At 37.8% G+C, this 14,897-nt stretch carries 18 protein-coding genes and 1 riboswitch; of the genes, 3 read left to right on the forward strand and 15 right to left on the reverse strand.

Annotated elements, in window-relative coordinates; genetic code table 11:
• Positions 1-30: 30 nt before the first annotated feature.
• From E3U55_RS02420 to E3U55_RS02480, 13 genes are all read right to left on the reverse strand, one after another.
• Positions 31-1,173: a flagellin N-terminal helical domain-containing protein gene (locus E3U55_RS02420; protein WP_134338733.1), complete on the reverse strand. Its 1,143-nt coding sequence runs from the start codon at positions 1,171-1,173 to the stop codon at positions 31-33.
• 131 nt (positions 1,174-1,304) lie between these two features.
• Positions 1,305-1,532, reverse strand: a complete 228-nt coding sequence (csrA, locus tag E3U55_RS02425; protein WP_134338734.1) for a carbon storage regulator CsrA — start codon at positions 1,530-1,532, stop codon at positions 1,305-1,307.
• Positions 1,516-1,965, reverse strand: a complete 450-nt coding sequence (fliW, locus tag E3U55_RS02430) for a flagellar assembly protein FliW (RefSeq protein ID WP_134338735.1) — start codon at positions 1,963-1,965, stop codon at positions 1,516-1,518. Before fliW ends, csrA begins: the two co-directional genes overlap by 17 nt.
• A 17-nt stretch (positions 1,966-1,982) precedes the next feature.
• Positions 1,983-2,573 (reverse strand): DUF6470 family protein, encoded by a 591-nt coding sequence (locus E3U55_RS02435; RefSeq protein ID WP_134338736.1) that lies wholly within the window; start codon positions 2,571-2,573, stop codon positions 1,983-1,985.
• Between the two features lie 62 nt (positions 2,574-2,635).
• Positions 2,636-3,523: a flagellar hook-associated protein FlgL gene (flgL, locus tag E3U55_RS02440; RefSeq protein ID WP_134338737.1), complete on the reverse strand. Its 888-nt coding sequence runs from the start codon at positions 3,521-3,523 to the stop codon at positions 2,636-2,638.
• A 10-nt stretch (positions 3,524-3,533) separates the two neighbouring features.
• A complete protein-coding gene (gene flgK / locus E3U55_RS02445) occupies positions 3,534-5,147 on the reverse strand; it encodes a flagellar hook-associated protein FlgK (protein WP_134338738.1) in 1,614 nt (537 codons plus the stop codon).
• A gap of 181 nt (positions 5,148-5,328) precedes the next feature.
• Complete coding sequence (locus E3U55_RS02450; RefSeq protein ID WP_134338739.1) at positions 5,329-5,823, reverse strand: flagellar protein FlgN; 495 nt, start codon at positions 5,821-5,823, stop codon at positions 5,329-5,331.
• A gap of 12 nt (positions 5,824-5,835) precedes the next feature.
• Entirely contained in the window at positions 5,836-6,105 is a 270-nt protein-coding gene (gene flgM, locus E3U55_RS02455; protein ID WP_134338740.1) for a flagellar biosynthesis anti-sigma factor FlgM, read from the reverse strand.
• Positions 6,106-6,168: 63 nt separating this feature from the next.
• A complete protein-coding gene (locus tag E3U55_RS02460) occupies positions 6,169-6,594 on the reverse strand; it encodes a TIGR03826 family flagellar region protein (protein ID WP_134338741.1) in 426 nt (141 codons plus the stop codon).
• A 77-nt stretch (positions 6,595-6,671) separates the two neighbouring features.
• Entirely contained in the window at positions 6,672-7,355 is a 684-nt protein-coding gene (locus tag E3U55_RS02465; RefSeq protein WP_134338742.1) for a ComF family protein, read from the reverse strand.
• Positions 7,356-8,684 carry a DEAD/DEAH box helicase gene (locus tag E3U55_RS02470; protein ID WP_194840795.1) on the reverse strand — a complete coding sequence of 443 codons (1,329 nt, stop codon included), beginning with the start codon at positions 8,682-8,684 and terminating at the stop codon, positions 7,356-7,358.
• 79 nt (positions 8,685-8,763) lie between these two features.
• Entirely contained in the window at positions 8,764-9,609 is an 846-nt protein-coding gene (locus E3U55_RS02475) for a DegV family protein (RefSeq protein ID WP_134338743.1), read from the reverse strand.
• Between the two features lie 162 nt (positions 9,610-9,771).
• Entirely contained in the window at positions 9,772-10,764 is a 993-nt protein-coding gene (locus tag E3U55_RS02480; protein WP_134338744.1) for a nuclease-related domain-containing protein, read from the reverse strand.
• 386 nt (positions 10,765-11,150) lie between these two features.
• Positions 11,151-11,236, forward strand: a riboswitch (cyclic di-GMP riboswitch).
• Between the two features lie 100 nt (positions 11,237-11,336).
• Here E3U55_RS02480 and sda point away from each other — a divergent pair.
• Together sda and E3U55_RS02490 are read left to right on the forward strand one after the other, a co-directional pair.
• Positions 11,337-11,504 (forward strand): sporulation histidine kinase inhibitor Sda, encoded by a 168-nt coding sequence (sda, locus tag E3U55_RS02485; RefSeq protein ID WP_134338745.1) that lies wholly within the window; start codon positions 11,337-11,339, stop codon positions 11,502-11,504.
• 24 nt (positions 11,505-11,528) lie between these two features.
• Positions 11,529-12,071, forward strand: coding sequence for a hypothetical protein (locus E3U55_RS02490; protein WP_134338746.1), 543 nt, complete (start codon positions 11,529-11,531; stop codon positions 12,069-12,071).
• Between the two features lie 81 nt (positions 12,072-12,152).
• Here the strand turns inward: E3U55_RS02490 and E3U55_RS02495 are convergent, their stop codons facing one another.
• Positions 12,153-12,857 carry a response regulator gene (locus E3U55_RS02495; RefSeq protein WP_134338747.1) on the reverse strand — a complete coding sequence of 235 codons (705 nt, stop codon included), beginning with the start codon at positions 12,855-12,857 and terminating at the stop codon, positions 12,153-12,155.
• A 58-nt stretch (positions 12,858-12,915) separates the two neighbouring features.
• Positions 12,916-14,061: a sensor histidine kinase gene (locus tag E3U55_RS02500; RefSeq protein ID WP_134338748.1), complete on the reverse strand. Its 1,146-nt coding sequence runs from the start codon at positions 14,059-14,061 to the stop codon at positions 12,916-12,918.
• Between the two features lie 151 nt (positions 14,062-14,212).
• Between E3U55_RS02500 and E3U55_RS02505 the strand changes: the two genes are divergently transcribed.
• Entirely contained in the window at positions 14,213-14,854 is a 642-nt protein-coding gene (locus E3U55_RS02505; RefSeq protein WP_134338749.1) for a YigZ family protein, read from the forward strand.
• Positions 14,855-14,897: the final 43 nt, after the last annotated feature.

Genomic DNA, 14,897 nt, shown 5'->3' on the forward strand with positions numbered 1-14,897 from the left:
GCCGCCAAAATGGGCGGCCTTTAATAAAATTTAACGTAATAGTTGAAGTACTCCCTGTGGCTGTTGGTTGGCTTGTGCGAGCATTGCTTGAGATGCCTGAGCAAGTATAGATGACTTTGTTTGATTCATCATTTCTTTTGCCATATCTACATCCCTAATACGAGATTCTGCTGCAGTTAAGTTCTCAGCTGAAGTCCCCAAATTATTAATTGAATGGTCTAGCCTGTTTTGATATGCACCCAGTTTTGAGCGCTCTGCAGAAACACGATCTAGAGCACTTTGAATTGATGTAATAGCAGAATCAGCATCATTTTGATCCATTACACTAATACCCTGACCTTGCTCTAATACATTTACATTAATAGTACCTGCAGTAGTTGCTACACCACTAGAACTTGTATCAGTATCAGCTAAAGTAATCGATACACTAGAAGATGATCCATCAGCAGTGTAGCTACCAGAAACAGAGAAAGATACAGAAGCATCAGATGAAGCAGTGTCCGTTACTGAACCTGTTGCAACACTCGTCCCATCATCAGCATAAAGTGTTGCACTACCGTCTGTTGCAACTTCAATTGAGTAACTTCCACCTGCAAGTTTATCTAAGTTTGAACTTCCAGTCATATCTGTTGAGCCTTTATCAACTACAGATACAGCACTATCAGCAGTAACATTTAAACTATCAGAAGTCATATCCCCAATGTCGAGTGATACTGATTGTCCTTCATTTGCTCCAATTTGGAAAGAACCTGAAAAAGAGCCATCTAATAGATTTTTAGTATTAAATTCAGTATTATCACCAATTCTAGTGATTTCTTCTGTTAACTGGTTAATTTCTTTTTGAAGCTCAAAACGGTCAGTGTCTGTGTTAGTGTCGTTTGATGCTTGAACTGCTAGCTCACGCATACGTTGCAAAATACTATGAGTCTCGTTTAAAGCACCTTCAGCAGTTTGAATTAATGAGATACCATCTTGAGCGTTTCTTTCTGCTTGTTGTAAACCGCGGATTTGTCCACGCATTTTCTCTGAAATAGCTAGACCAGCTGCGTCATCTCCAGCACGGTTAATACGTAAACCAGAAGATAATTTTTCCATTGAACCTTGTTGAGCATTGTTTGCATTAGATAATTGACGATAAGTATTTAATGCTGCAATATTGTGATTAATTCTCATTGTATATATTCCTCCCTGAATATAAAGTTATTTTTTCACCACGTCCTTGTGGCAAAATAAACAGTCTTTTGTCGGCCGACTTGTGACTGATTATTTTTACATGTATTATATCGACATTGTGAAACATTCTTTTAGTCTTTTTTTGTATTTTTTAATAAATTTAGTGTATTTTTTGTCATTTGGATGGCTGCTTCGTTTTCTAGCTTAATCTGTTCATAGATTTCTGATCGATAAATATCCACGGATTTGGGAGCTTCGATGCCCACCTTTATTTGGTCTCCATCTACAGAAACGACCTTTAATTGAATGTCATCCCCAATTTGAATCGACTCCCCTACTTTCCTAGTCAGTACGAGCATGACTGAGCTCCCCCCCTTTAATTGAATGTTTAGTATGATAGTTTTCTAGGTTTAATACTACTTGCTTCCCTAAACCTTTGTTTAGATTAAGGATAATAGGTGCTTTTAAATTAATAGTGGATTGGTCGAAAGGTTCTTCAACTGTCACAATTGAAAAAATTGAAACATCTTCTTTTGTCTTTATTTCCAGTTGTTCAGCCACTGCGTCATCTAAGTCAAATTCATAGCCTTTATAGATTAAGAATGGATTCGTCACAATAAATGCAAGTCCTTCTTCGTCTAACGATTGCAACACTTTGTATATAGGATTGTCTTCAATATCTAATAAAACAAACTGTTTAAATTCATTAAAGCCAGGGATTCCACTTTGAAATTTAATCACTTGATATTCGTCAATTTGTACTTCGCCAAAATATAACGTTTGAATATTCATAATTCACCACTTCTTTTTTATATTTGTTTCTCAAAATTTAAAAACTTATATTTCAAATTCTCAAAATCTATTTGCAAATCTTGATATTGTTGCATTGATATATTTACATTACCTGGTTGATAATCATGCATTGGTTTACGAGGTCGTACTTCAATAATTGGTTTATTGGTTCTCGACTCTATATTCACTTCGGATGGCTGATAGTTTATTTTGACTGATCCTGCAGAAGGGATCCATCCAATATTAAATTCTTTCATTGGTGGATTGGCATTACTTTTAGAGATGGAGGCAATTGGATCCCCACCATTTTCAATACGCATAAGTTGGTCGCCTTCTTGAGTTCGTCTTGCGATTCCAGCTAATAAATCCTGATAACCCCGTTGAGCAGACTCTTCTGCCGCTTCAACTGAACTCAAAAAACCCATGTCTTTCCATGCCTGATTCTGATCAATCGTCAGTTTTGAAGGTGTAGTTTTAATCTGTAAATCAGCTTTAGGCTGTTGAATCGATTGCTCTGCCTTGGGTTGTTGAATGGTTTGTTGCCCCTTAGTCAATTGAATGTTTATTTTCGCTGGTTGTGACTGTATTCGAATTTGTGGGAAGTCCATAAGCTACTCACCTTTTATGCTAAAAAGACTATCTGCTTCACACAGATAGTCCAAGCATTTTATTATCGTAAGAAATCCATTAAAGTCGGTTGAATGACTCGAGCACCTGCACTTAATGATGCACGATGAACACTCTCCTGCATTTTCAAATTCATGATAACTTCTTCAATATCCGCGTCTTCATTGTCAGAAAGAAGTTTAGTGGTAGCGACCTTCTGCTGGCTTACTCGATCTTCCACCATTTCAACACGGTTCATACGTGCACCAAGGTCAGCACGTTCATTGACTAAGCCTTGAAAGTGTTCGTCAATTTTACCAATATACTCATCTAAATCAGCGCCTGCTGTATTTTGATCACTTAATTTATTTCCAAGTTCCTGCAAATCATCAAATAATTGCTGACTAAAAACATTTTCCGGGTTTACATTTGCCTGTAATCGAATACCGTCAGAAACTTCGATGTTTACTGCTGCATTAGAAATGTTGGCTGCATCATTTAGTGTACCGTCTTCTTTGAAACGTGGTTGCGTGGTATCCGTGCCATTGAAAATATACTTATTATTTACTTTCGTATTTGCTAATTCTTTCATGTGATTAGTAAGTTGTTTCACTTCTTCATTAATATTTTTAAGCTGGTTATTATCATACGTATCGTTACTTGCTTGAACTGTTAATTCACGCAAACGTTGCAAAGCCTGTCCCGTTTCATTCAAAGCCTCATCAGAATTATCCATCCAGTTATGTACTTCTGAGATGTTGCGCTCATACTGTTCAACTTTATCTAAAGTTGAACGATGACTAACGCCGCGCATTGCCACAACCGGATCATCTGATGGACGGTTAATCTTTTTACCAGTCGATAGCTGATCCATATACTTGTCCATCCGTTCATAACCCTGGCTGATATTTCTTAGCATATTGTTATTAAGCATACCTTGTGTGACGCGCATCAGTTTTCACCTACCTTCCAACGATTCCCATTTGATTAATTACTCGGTCAAGCATTTCATCTACCGTTGTCATACTTCTCGCAGCTGCATTATATGCATGTTGGAATTTAATCATGTTTGCCATTTCTTCATCTAAAGAAACACCGCTTACTGATTGACGATTATTATCTACTGATGTAAGAAGTTGTTCAGAGTTGTTCGCCATTCGGTTAGACTCTTGAGCTTGTACGCCTAAATCACCAATCATACCTTCGTAATATTTTTGTACGGAGTTTCCATTTAAATCGACAGTTTTTAAATCTCTAACTTCTGCTAATTCTATGGCATGTTCACCATTACCTGGATTACCATCAGCTGAAGCTGCGATGTTGTTTTCACTGTCTTTAATATCTTGATGTAAGTCAATCATTGATGCCGCATTGGTTTCGTCAATGCTTGTAGCTCCTCCAACTGTAACAAAGAAGTTTCTGCCGTCGTTGCCGTTCATATCGTAACCTTGTCTGTGGACCTCGTTGAATTTTTTCGTAAATTCAAAAGCAACTTTGTTCAAATCACTAATCATCTGATAATAATCCCCACCTTCATTTGAAAAGGTCGTAGGATTATTAACATCATCAACGTCAACATAACCATTCGCATGCATCACAGCTCGTAATTGCCCAGATGAGTTGAAATCTGATGGATCAATGTTTACTTGGAACGCATTCCCACTGCTATCCACACCGTTAACATTAATCATCGACACAAGTTCTTGCCCATTGTATTTATTGAAATCCACGCTAAAGTCTTGAACTTTATTGTTACTAGTAATTAATTGAATATCACTGTCTTTTGTTCCATCGCCATCAGAGTCATACTGCATCGCTTGTCGATCATCATTCGCCAGGGTGATAACCGCCTTCCCCATCGCAGAAGGTTTTGAGTTTCCACCACTACCAACATAATCAACTTTAATATTCACAAACTCTGATAACTGATCAATCAAATTATCGCGCTTGTCGTATAAATCATTAGGTAAATACCCATTCGGTTCTACTCGGCCGATTTGATCGTTAAGTTCCTGGATTTGACTCAGAACTGCGTTGACTTCACTACCATTGGCTTCGAGTTGATTTTTCAGTTCACCTTGAACGTCCTTCAAAGATTGGTCAACGTATTGAAATGTCTCAGCTAGAGATGTCGCCCGTTGACGCATCACTCGGCGAACACCACCGTCTTCAGGGTTAGTCGCTAAATCTTGAGTTGCTTTCCAGAACTGGTCCATCGCTTTAGCTAGCCCTTGATCACTCGGCTCATTCATAATATCTTCCATGCGACTAAGCGCATCAGATCGTTCGCTCCAATACCCATTTTTATTATTTTCACTGCGATACTGAAAGTCCAAAAATTCATCACGAATACGTTCGATTTGACCCGCTTCAACCCCAGTTCCCATTTGCCCAGGAATTTCAGGACGGTTACGCCCCGGTGCAGGGAAAGGACTTGTCTGTTCAAAGTTAACACGCTGTCTCGAATAACCTTCCGTATTGGCATTCGCAATGTTATGGCTTGTTGTATGTAATGCCGACTGCTGCGTGAATAACGCGCGTCGAGCAACTTCTAATCCGTGAAAAGTTGAAGGCATATGTCTCGCTCCTTTTTCGAAAAGCGCATGCGCCCGATTAACGACGCAGTGACTGGACCGAACGAACTGAGATAAAGGAAACACGACGAGGTAACGAGTCGATGTTGACTTATCGTAGGTTCGTTTGGGAAGTCACCCAGTCGTTGGGCGTAATGCGCTAGACAATAATCAGCCGCTCTATTTAAGCTTTCGAATCAAATACCGATTGACTCGAACTCTTACCCTGCTGTCCTTTAGGCTTATCATAGTTCATGTTTTTTGAGTTCGGTTGGAACATCTCCATCGAAAGCTCAATAAACTGTAACGACTGTTGAATTAAATCTTGGTTTAATGCTTCCTGTTGCTTCAAATCAGCTAAATTAACAATCAGATTCTCATAAACAGTTTGAAGTTTTTCTTTCTCAGCTTCGCCCTCCACCAGTTCAATCATCTGACTCAAAGTTTTTTCACTCGTATTTGGCGCATGCTTCATAAACCACTCGTCAGTTAATTCCACTCGTTTTGCTTCAACCTGTTCAATTGCCTGAGCATGTTTACGTTCTTTCATCAGCAGCTCGTTGAACTCATCGATCTTGCTTTTCTTCACAAGCTCTGTTTTTTGTTTTGACAAAGTTAATAAACTTTCATTCAGCTGATATAATTTCTCTAAATGCTCGGTAATCTTTTGAATAGACAAAGGACCCTCTCCTTATAACCGTCGATTCGTCCAAAAATCAATCATTTTCTCTGCGGTTTTCTTCGGATCTACTTGATAATCACCGTTTTGAACCTGTTTCTTTAATTCGTCCACTTTCTCTTGTCTTGCCTCTACAATACTATTATTGCCCTGTAGTTGCTTCGCTTGATTTGAAATCTCTAATTTATCTTGAGGTTGCCCAGCATTCTTTACGTCCTGCTGTTTTTGAATATTCTTTTTATATGGATTCAGATTGGTGTTATTTAATGGATTAATTTTCAATTCATTTCACCTCTTTTACCGACTTACTATCTAACAATTATATCGGCAACAACCGAAAAATGTTTAACGCTTCCATTCTTTTTCTTCAGTCATATTAATATAAGCTCTTTTCTTATCTTGTTCAGCTTTTTGTTCAGCAATTGTCTTCGGCTGATCATCTGTGAAACCTTTCTTCAGTTCCTCAGCACAATCCTTACATAAATTCCCTTCATAAATCTGATTATCACAGCGCTCACATTTATAAGTTAAATTCGGAAAAGATGCCGGATGCAGACGTTTCTTGTGAACCCACTTCATAATTAGAGATTCCTCAACCCCTGTTGCATCAGATACTTCCAGAACGGTCGCCATACGATTCTTTTTCTGACGGATAAACGCATAGACTGTATCAAACTTCTCTTCCTCTTCATTGTGGCAGTCCTTACAAACATCCTGTGCCCCTTTTAAAAACAATGCCCCACATCTCGGGCAATTCGCTAATTCCCCCATGTTACTCCTCCTCGTACATTCTTTCTATCTATTATATCGACAAAAACCTCGAATCACAAAGTCGTTCTTTGAATTTTTTAACTACGTATTAAGGTTAGGGAAAAAATTTGTTGCGCACCACTGTTTAAGAGGACTTGTCCTGCTTGCCTTAACGTTGTTCCCGTTGTGTAGATGTCATCGACTAGCAAAATGTGACGAGGCGCGTTCCGGATTTTAGAACGGAATGGATTGCTAGTGCGCATTCGTTCCAACTTCGTTTTCTTTGATTGTTTTTCAGAATGTTTACGAATGAGAAGGGATTGAGTGGGACCGATTAATTGCGCGATGGCTTCTGCTTGATTAAAGCCTCGTTCTGAGAGTCTTTCTTCGGATAATGGAATCGGGACAATAGTAAAATCATTTCCTGCGAAATAGTGCTGGTAGATTTGTGTTACTTCTTGTTCCCATACCTTAACTAACTCATAATCGCCACGGTATTTGAATCGTGCCATTAAGTCTTTCATGTCTTCATTATAAGAATAGATTGAAATGTTTCGAGATAACGGGTCTATACCCATGCGTTCTCGCCAAGCTACACAGTCACCGCATAGATTCACTTCATGAGATATTGGTTTCATACATCTTTGGCAGTGATGTTTTTCTAAGTCCAATCGCTCAAATTTTTCGTTACACGATTCGCAAACAATTTCTTCTTTAGACTCAAACAACGTCGCCCAAGTAGTGTCTTCATGAAGCGTATTAAAGCAAATCAAACAATGCATTTACCTCATATACTCCTTTGCTTCTTTATTTTTCTTTAACGTATATTGCTTCGCTTGAACCATAGCATTCGTTTTCGTTTCATAGAAAAATGTGACATCACCCGTTGGATCAGTTGCGCTTCTTCCAGATCGACCTGAGATTTGTACTAGTGCAGCTACATCAAACACATGATGGTCAGCTTTTATAACTGCAACATCAATGGAAGGGAAAGTCACTCCTCGTTCTAAAATAGTTGTGGTAATCAGCGCACTGATATTTTTATTACGAAATTGTTGGATGAGTTCTTTACGGTTGGGGCTTTCTGCAAAAACATAAGGGGTGTTATTGAGGAGTCTTGATAAGTGGTGGGCCATTTCAATCGTGGGCACAAATAACAAATATCTTCTTCCATTTCGATTATAAATCCATCGCTGAATAGCTTGAGGTAATTTTTGATCAAGAAGCTGATTTTCTAGTTTTCTAACATATTTAAAGGTTGGTACTGGAAGGGGGTGTCCGTGGAAGCGCATCGGAATTGAAACCGTCTGGATTAAATGAAGTGCCGACTTAATTTTGAGGTCTGTTCGAGGAGTAGCGGTTAAGTAAATCATCGCATGCTCTGGTTTCGCCGCTCTTTTTACTGCTTGCGGAAGTGATTTATCTTTATGATACGGAAAGGCATCGACTTCATCGACTATGATGACATCAAAGGCCTGACGATACCTCAAGAGTTGGTGAGTGGTTGCAATAACCAAATGCGCACCATGATCAAGCTCGGTTGAATCACCATAAAGTGCTGCTGACTGGATTCTCGGAAAATCTCGCCTCAGCCTAGGGGCTAATTCCCTTACCACATCCGTTCGCGGTGTGGCGATACAGATTTTCAGGCCTTGCGCAATGGCCGCTTCAATCCCTTCATAAAGCATCTCAGTTTTACCTGCTCCACAAACCGCATTGATAAGCAAACGACTTTTTCTTTCAATAGTATCAATAATCGCATCAGAAGCCTTTTGTTGTAAGGGCGTTAGCTCACCTTTCCATTGACACGCTTTTTCAATAGGTTCAACACCATGTGAATCCCCCAACCAGTAATACAGAGGCTCGACCTCACTAACCCGCCCCATCATGATACATCTTCTACAATAAATAATATCCATAGGCATTTTTCCAAAGTACTTATTTTCTTGATTAAAGCACCTCTGACACGTCGTTAAGCCTAATCGTTTTTGAATACCAGACACTTTTTGTATCAGACCTTTATTTACTAATTCATTAAAAATAGAATCATCGAGTTCTTGTTTTAATAGAAGTTTTCCATCATATTGCGAGGCTAATGTTTCTAGGTTCAATCATCATCTCTCCTATAAAGAAAAGAGACAGGCAAGGGCGCCTGTCTTTTCTGGAATTAAAAATAAATGAGTTCAATAATTATTTGACTTTATACCAGCAAAGGCCAAAGCTGCCTTCACCTAAGTGTGTTCCAACGACAGGACCAAAATAACTTAAAACAAAATTAACATTAGGATACTTCGCTTCAAGATCCTCTTTCCACTTGTTTGCTGCTTCTTCGCGCTCAGCATGAATGATACACGCCTTAACTTCTTCCGCCTCCTCAGCCGTTTCTGCTAACAGCTGTTCCATACGCTTGAACGCCTTTTTGCTTGTACGAATTTTTTCAAAAGGGGCAATCGTCTTATTCTCAATATGAAGAAGTGGTTTCATTTGAAGAAGGCTTCCAACCATAGCCTGCGCACCGCTTAAGCGACCACCACGCTGCAAATGACGCAAATCGTCTACCATAAAATAAGCACGCATTTCTTTTTTAATGTTTTCAAGCTCATCAATGGTTTTTTCTGGCTCTGCACCCTGCTTGACCATTTCAGCTGCACGAAGTACATAAAAACCTTGAGCCATCGCACTAATTTCTGTATCAAACAGATGCACGTTAGCTCCTTCGATACTTTGAGCTGCGGAAGCCGCCGCTTGATAAGTTCCACTCATCCCACTCGATAAATGGATTGAAATAATAGTATCATAGTTTTCAGCTAACTCTTCATACTTCGTAAGTACATCACCAATCGACGGTTGCGATGTTTTCGGAAGCTCGTCAGATGTCTTAACTTTTTCATAAAACTCTTTCGTTGTAATATCATAAATCTCACGATATGATTCCGACCCAAACGTCACAGAAAGCGGTACCACATGAATATTCAGCTCTTCAAGTTGCTTTTGCGGTATGTATGCTGTACTATCCGTCACAACAACAGTCTTCATTCACTCTACCTCCCTTTTTTATAACTATAATTTTACTATATATATTAAAAAACTTATAGTGCCATTTGGAAAATCGAAAATGCCAGCCCTTTATTGGACACTACCTTAATAGTATTGGCTATTATTCATGAAAATCGGACACTAATTTCTAAGTATCGGCCATTAAAATATGATATCGTTAAAATCTTTTTCTAAATTATAATTTAATTCATGCGTAATACCTCTAGCACTCCCGTTTTTGATTAGGTTCTCTTTATTTAATAAATGTTTTGCCGTACGATCACTCTTTAAGTTCATAAACCACATAAATTCTTGTTTAGAGATTTGATCACCTAACAATAAATAATAATCTTTAAGACCAGGTAAGTGTGCTGTAAGAGAACGATGATTACAACTCCAACATTGCCACCGCCTCCCCTTCCACATCATCGGTACTGCACTACATTTAGGACAAAAAGCCCCTCTAATCAGATTTTCTTTTGTTATTCCTAATTTCTTCATCAAATCTACTTTTGCTGGAGTGTGGTGGTCCACCATTAATTGACCGAGATTAAAAAGGTTGGAATAAGTAATGAAATCTGTGGAATAAGAGGAATAAATTGAACGGATTTTCTGTGAAAGCCCATAAATTGGAACAACCTTCTCTAAATGTTCATGATATGAAGAGTCTATGTCTAGTATCGTTTCCTGATTTGCCATAACCACTAAATATTCAATTGGCACATTAGAATACCCATGCGTCTCAAGCCATTCACTCAACTGGAAGGCTTGTTCTTTCACTTGAATGACAGGGTCATCGTAATAATCTGTTACTCCATCTCGAGTACGGATCATTTTGTTTGCAGTTAAATCAAAGGATACTATTCCAGGAAGGTTTTTCACTTCTAAAATTAATAGAATGCGAGGGTTTAATAGAAGTGTGTCCATTTGAAAGTAGTTTTGATAAAAAGGAAGCCTTAAATCGTGTGCAATCACGTGTTTGAAGTTAAGTTTACTTAATGGATAATCCACCTTCAATTCTCCAAAGAAACCTGCACGTTCCATCAGAAAAATCTCATTAACTTTACCATAAAAATGATGTTGAGTTATTAGCCGCCTTTTGAGGGATTCTGCGACTAGTAATTTGTGTGGGGGCTCATGATTTTTAATGATCAAGATCACACCTCCATTGAAAGGGATTTTTGAGGAAAAACTATTAATTTTCGGTATTATTATATAATTAAATCTCAAAAAATGGAAGAGTATGTTTTAGTAATTATTTACTATTAGACACTAACCTATATAAATTGGACACTAATCGAAAGTATAAGCCACTAATTTTTTCGTATTGGCCACTAAATTCTTTGTATCGGACACTAATTAAATTCCCGTCATCAGAAAACACTTCTTAAGTCTTCCTTCCTATTCACGACGCACTATAAATAGCTTAATTACTTAATTTGAAATTAATGTCGAAATATTTAGATTTTTGCATAAATATACTTTACTTAGCCCTGTTTGTTAGATATGATAGATTTAAACATACAGATACGAAAGTCACGAATCGAAAAGGGCAAACTTGCTGAAAGGTAAGGACGCAAAACTACGGGTCTAAGGTGAAATTTACTATGATCGCCGAGTTGTCGAAAGGAGTGAGACAAGCAGGCAGTCTCTGCCATTCGGCGAGACTGCCTATTTGTGAGTGAAGGAATATTAAATCTTCGGGCGATGGTTAGGGAGTGTTTTGAGTGTACGCTTTAAGCGATCATGAGTTAATCAAGTTGTATTCAAATGCGAAAACATTAAATTTAGAGAACCATTTTATTTTGCTCATTGAACAAGAGATAAAATTAAGGGGTTTACAACCACCTAATGAGCAAAAAGTCAGTCTTAAACAGGATAGCTTTAACTCATAAAAATTGTGGATCGAGGTGAGTTAATTGAGTCCTATAACCCTTTTGAAACCTAATCACAGACTAGAGAAAAACAAGGACTATATAAATTTATCTTATATGGTCCAAGTTCGGCATCAATTACTTCCTTATTTTGAATATGCAGACAAGCCCTTCAACGAATTTATTAAGTTGGACTGCAACATATTAGAATCCCACCTGAAAACGATAAACAAAGAATTTACTGCTGTTTATCCAGTTATCAATCAATACAGTATTAACCGCAAACTGTTTACTACACATGAACCCATTGATCTCAATTTAGCATTTAAATCCGGCCTTGGTGTCATCAAACTAACAAATCCCAAACACAAAGGACAATTTTTTCTATACGACTATTCATGTGAACAGTGGATGAGTAAGGTAGAAAAAGATTTTAACTTTGAACTAAAGAAAGACTTTTATGTTTGGTTAAACCATCAAGTTAAAAGTGATCAGTTAAAAGCTTTGGAACAAGACAACAATTTCAATCAGATTTTAAGTAGCGCGTTATTGTGTCAACAAGAATATCATCAAACGGACGCATTATAAGAAGTTCCCGATTCATCGCCGAAATTTAAGCTTCTCTATTAACAAAAAGTCGCCGAAACTTTTCGTTTCGACGACTTTTCTTTAGTTCATTTCGACCCAACCGTTTTTAATCGCTGTCACAACAGCTTGCGTTCGGTCATTTACATTCATTTTTTGTAAAATGTTTGATACGTGGTTTTTAACCGTTTTTTCACTAATATACAATGTTTCTGAAATGGCACGGTTGCTTTGACCATCTGCCATTAACTGCAGAACTTCGCATTCTCGGCGGGTAAGCAGGTGTAAAGGTTTACGGTACTCAACAGGCTGAAAGGCACCGTTACTCGAACCGCCACTCTCCACTTGTCCACCAGGAATAGCTGACATACGGTGGTAGTCTTTAATTAAGTTGTGTGTCACCTTTGGATGAACATAAGAACCACCATCACTTACAATCTTAATGGCATTAACCAGTTCATCAGTATCCATTTCTTTAAGCATATAGCCTAATGCACCTGATTTCAAAGCATGTGTGACATATGATTCATCGTCATGGATTGATAAAATAATCACTTTTAATTCGTCAAAACGATCGATTAGCTTTCTTGTCGCCTCAACACCGTTGATGTTCGGCATATTAATATCCATAATAACAATGTCAGGATTCGTTTCTTCTACAATATTTACAGCATCAGATCCGTCGCTACCTTCAGCAACGACTTCAAAACCATCTTCAAATTCTAAAATTCGTTTAACGCCTTCGCGGAATAATTTATGGTCATCAATCAATACGATTCGTGTACCCATGATTTTACCTCCCAGTTTTACGTTTCCATTTTCAAGTATAACTGATACATTACTTCTTTTAAGCCTCGTAAACATTTGGTAAAGAAATCTTAACCTTAGTGCCATTTCCTATTTCTGATTCGACACTCAATTCGCCGTCCAACATCTCTATACGTTCACGCATACCAATCAATCCAAATGACTGGTTTTTCTTTTCTGTTTGATCAAATCCAATACCGTCATCTACAATAAGTAGATTTAAGCGTTGGTTCGTCGCTTCAAACACGACACGAATTAATGTGGCTTGGGCATGTTTAACTGCATTTTGAACCGCTTCTTGTACCATGCGGAACACAGCAGCCTCAAACTTATGCCCATAACGCATTTCCTTACCTCTTGTTTCAAAGTTAATTTTCATTTCATGATAGTCTTCAATTGTTGATAAATATTTTCGTAATGTCGGAATTAACCCTAAGTCGTCCAAAGCCATCGGCCGTAAATCGTAAATGATCCGACGCACTTCATATAAAGCTCCGCGCGCCATTTCTTTCATATCTTTTATCTCTTTCAATGCTTGATCGACACCGCGTTGCTTAATTGTTTTATCGACAATATCTGAACGTAATAAAACATTTGCAAGCATTTGCGCAGGGCCGTCATGAATCTCTCTCGATAATTTCCGGCGCTCTTCTTCCTGCGCCTCAATAATTTGGAGTCCAAACTCTTGTTTTTCTTTAGCAGATTCTAATGCTTGATTAACTTGCTTAAAATCTTCTTGAAGATAAGTCAAAATTACATTAATTTTACTCATTAAGTTTTCTGCTCGCTCTACACTTGTAGCTAAAGCTTTAATTCGCTGTTCTAACTCATCGCGACGCTTGATTAAAGCTACTTCCTTTTGTCTGTGTACCACAAGCTGAGTTTGGAGTTCATGCGTACTATTATACACTTTACGCACTTCTTCTTCAGAATATTGATTAAAATTTTTACTTACTTCAGATAAACGAAGTCTTGAAGCTTTAAGGCTTTTTTCAAGTTCGTCACTTTCTTTAATTATCTTCTGCACTTCAGTCTTAATTTCCTTCACTTCTTGATCTAAAGCATCTTGCTGTTTTCGAGATTCTTCACCAATTTCGAAGACTTCATCTTTACTATTTGAGACAACATTAATCATTTCATCAATGACTTGGTCTAAAGCTCGATCGTTATCTTTAATAACCGACATCACAAATTCCTCCAATATATCTATACCATTTCGGTTATAAGACTTTTTTCGTGGGGGTTATAGTCATATTTTATCACTTTTTTTACTTTAAAACATCTTTTGCCCATTTTCCCTATCTTCCTTATAATGAACTTGGAGAGGAGCCAATAACATGTTAGAAAAATATCTCACCGTTAAAGAAGAAGGATCTCATGAAATTGTCATTCAGAAATCTCGGTTTATTGGACACATCAAACGTACAGAAACTGAAGAAGATGCCCAACAATTTATATTAGATTTAAAAAGGAAATACAGTGATGCTTCACACAATTGCTCAGCTTACATGATTGGTGAACAAAACTTAATCCAGAAAGCCCAGGATGATGGCGAACCAAGTGGAACAGCTGGTGTACCCATGCTAGAAGTCCTGAAAAAAATGGACCTAAAAGACACCACTATTGTCGTTACGCGATATTTCGGAGGTACTAAACTTGGTGCAGGAGGACTTATACGCGCTTACTCCAGTGCCACTTCAGAAGCCATTAAACATATTGGTGTTGTCGAACGTTCATTAATGCAAGAAGTTCTAATCAAAGCTGATTATGGACTTATTGGAAAACTAGAAAATGAACTTAGAGGCAGTTCATACCTCTTAGATCACATAGAATATTTAGAAAATGTCACGTTTCATGTCTATGTACCTATAGCCCAAAAAGAAGTATTCGAAACCTGGATCATTGACTTAACTTCAAATCAAATTGAAATGGAACTTGGCGAAGAAAAATATGTAGAACAAGATGTGGAAGTAAATTAAATTCTTCCAAAAAATAAACGAAGTACTCAAGTTGAGATTTTTA

This window comes from Filobacillus milosensis (assembly GCF_004402015.1).
Classification (GTDB): Bacteria; Bacillota; Bacilli; order Bacillales; family Alkalibacillaceae; genus Filobacillus; species Filobacillus milosensis.

Bases quoted from the DNA above. Each gene is read 5' to 3' on its own strand.
- E3U55_RS02420 (WP_134338733.1), bottom strand. From the start codon at position 1,173: ATGAGAATTAATCACAATATTGCAGCATTAAATACTTATCGTCAATTA.
- csrA (WP_134338734.1), bottom strand. From the start codon at position 1,532: ATGCTCGTACTGACTAGGAAAGTAGGGGAGTCGATTCAAATTGGGGAT.
- fliW (WP_134338735.1), bottom strand. From the start codon at position 1,965: ATGAATATTCAAACGTTATATTTTGGCGAAGTACAAATTGACGAATAT.
- E3U55_RS02435 (WP_134338736.1), bottom strand. From the start codon at position 2,573: ATGGACTTCCCACAAATTCGAATACAGTCACAACCAGCGAAAATAAAC.
- flgL (WP_134338737.1), bottom strand. From the start codon at position 3,523: ATGCGCGTCACACAAGGTATGCTTAATAACAATATGCTAAGAAATATC.
- flgK (WP_134338738.1), bottom strand. From the start codon at position 5,147: ATGCCTTCAACTTTTCACGGATTAGAAGTTGCTCGACGCGCGTTATTC.
- E3U55_RS02460 (WP_134338741.1), bottom strand. From the start codon at position 6,594: ATGGGGGAATTAGCGAATTGCCCGAGATGTGGGGCATTGTTTTTAAAA.
- E3U55_RS02465 (WP_134338742.1), bottom strand. From the start codon at position 7,355: ATGCATTGTTTGATTTGCTTTAATACGCTTCATGAAGACACTACTTGG.
- E3U55_RS02475 (WP_134338743.1), bottom strand. From the start codon at position 9,609: ATGAAGACTGTTGTTGTGACGGATAGTACAGCATACATACCGCAAAAG.
- E3U55_RS02495 (WP_134338747.1), bottom strand. From the start codon at position 12,857: ATGGGTACACGAATCGTATTGATTGATGACCATAAATTATTCCGCGAA.
- E3U55_RS02500 (WP_134338748.1), bottom strand. From the start codon at position 14,061: ATGTCGGTTATTAAAGATAACGATCGAGCTTTAGACCAAGTCATTGAT.
- E3U55_RS02505 (WP_134338749.1), top strand. From the start codon at position 14,213: ATGTTAGAAAAATATCTCACCGTTAAAGAAGAAGGATCTCATGAAATT.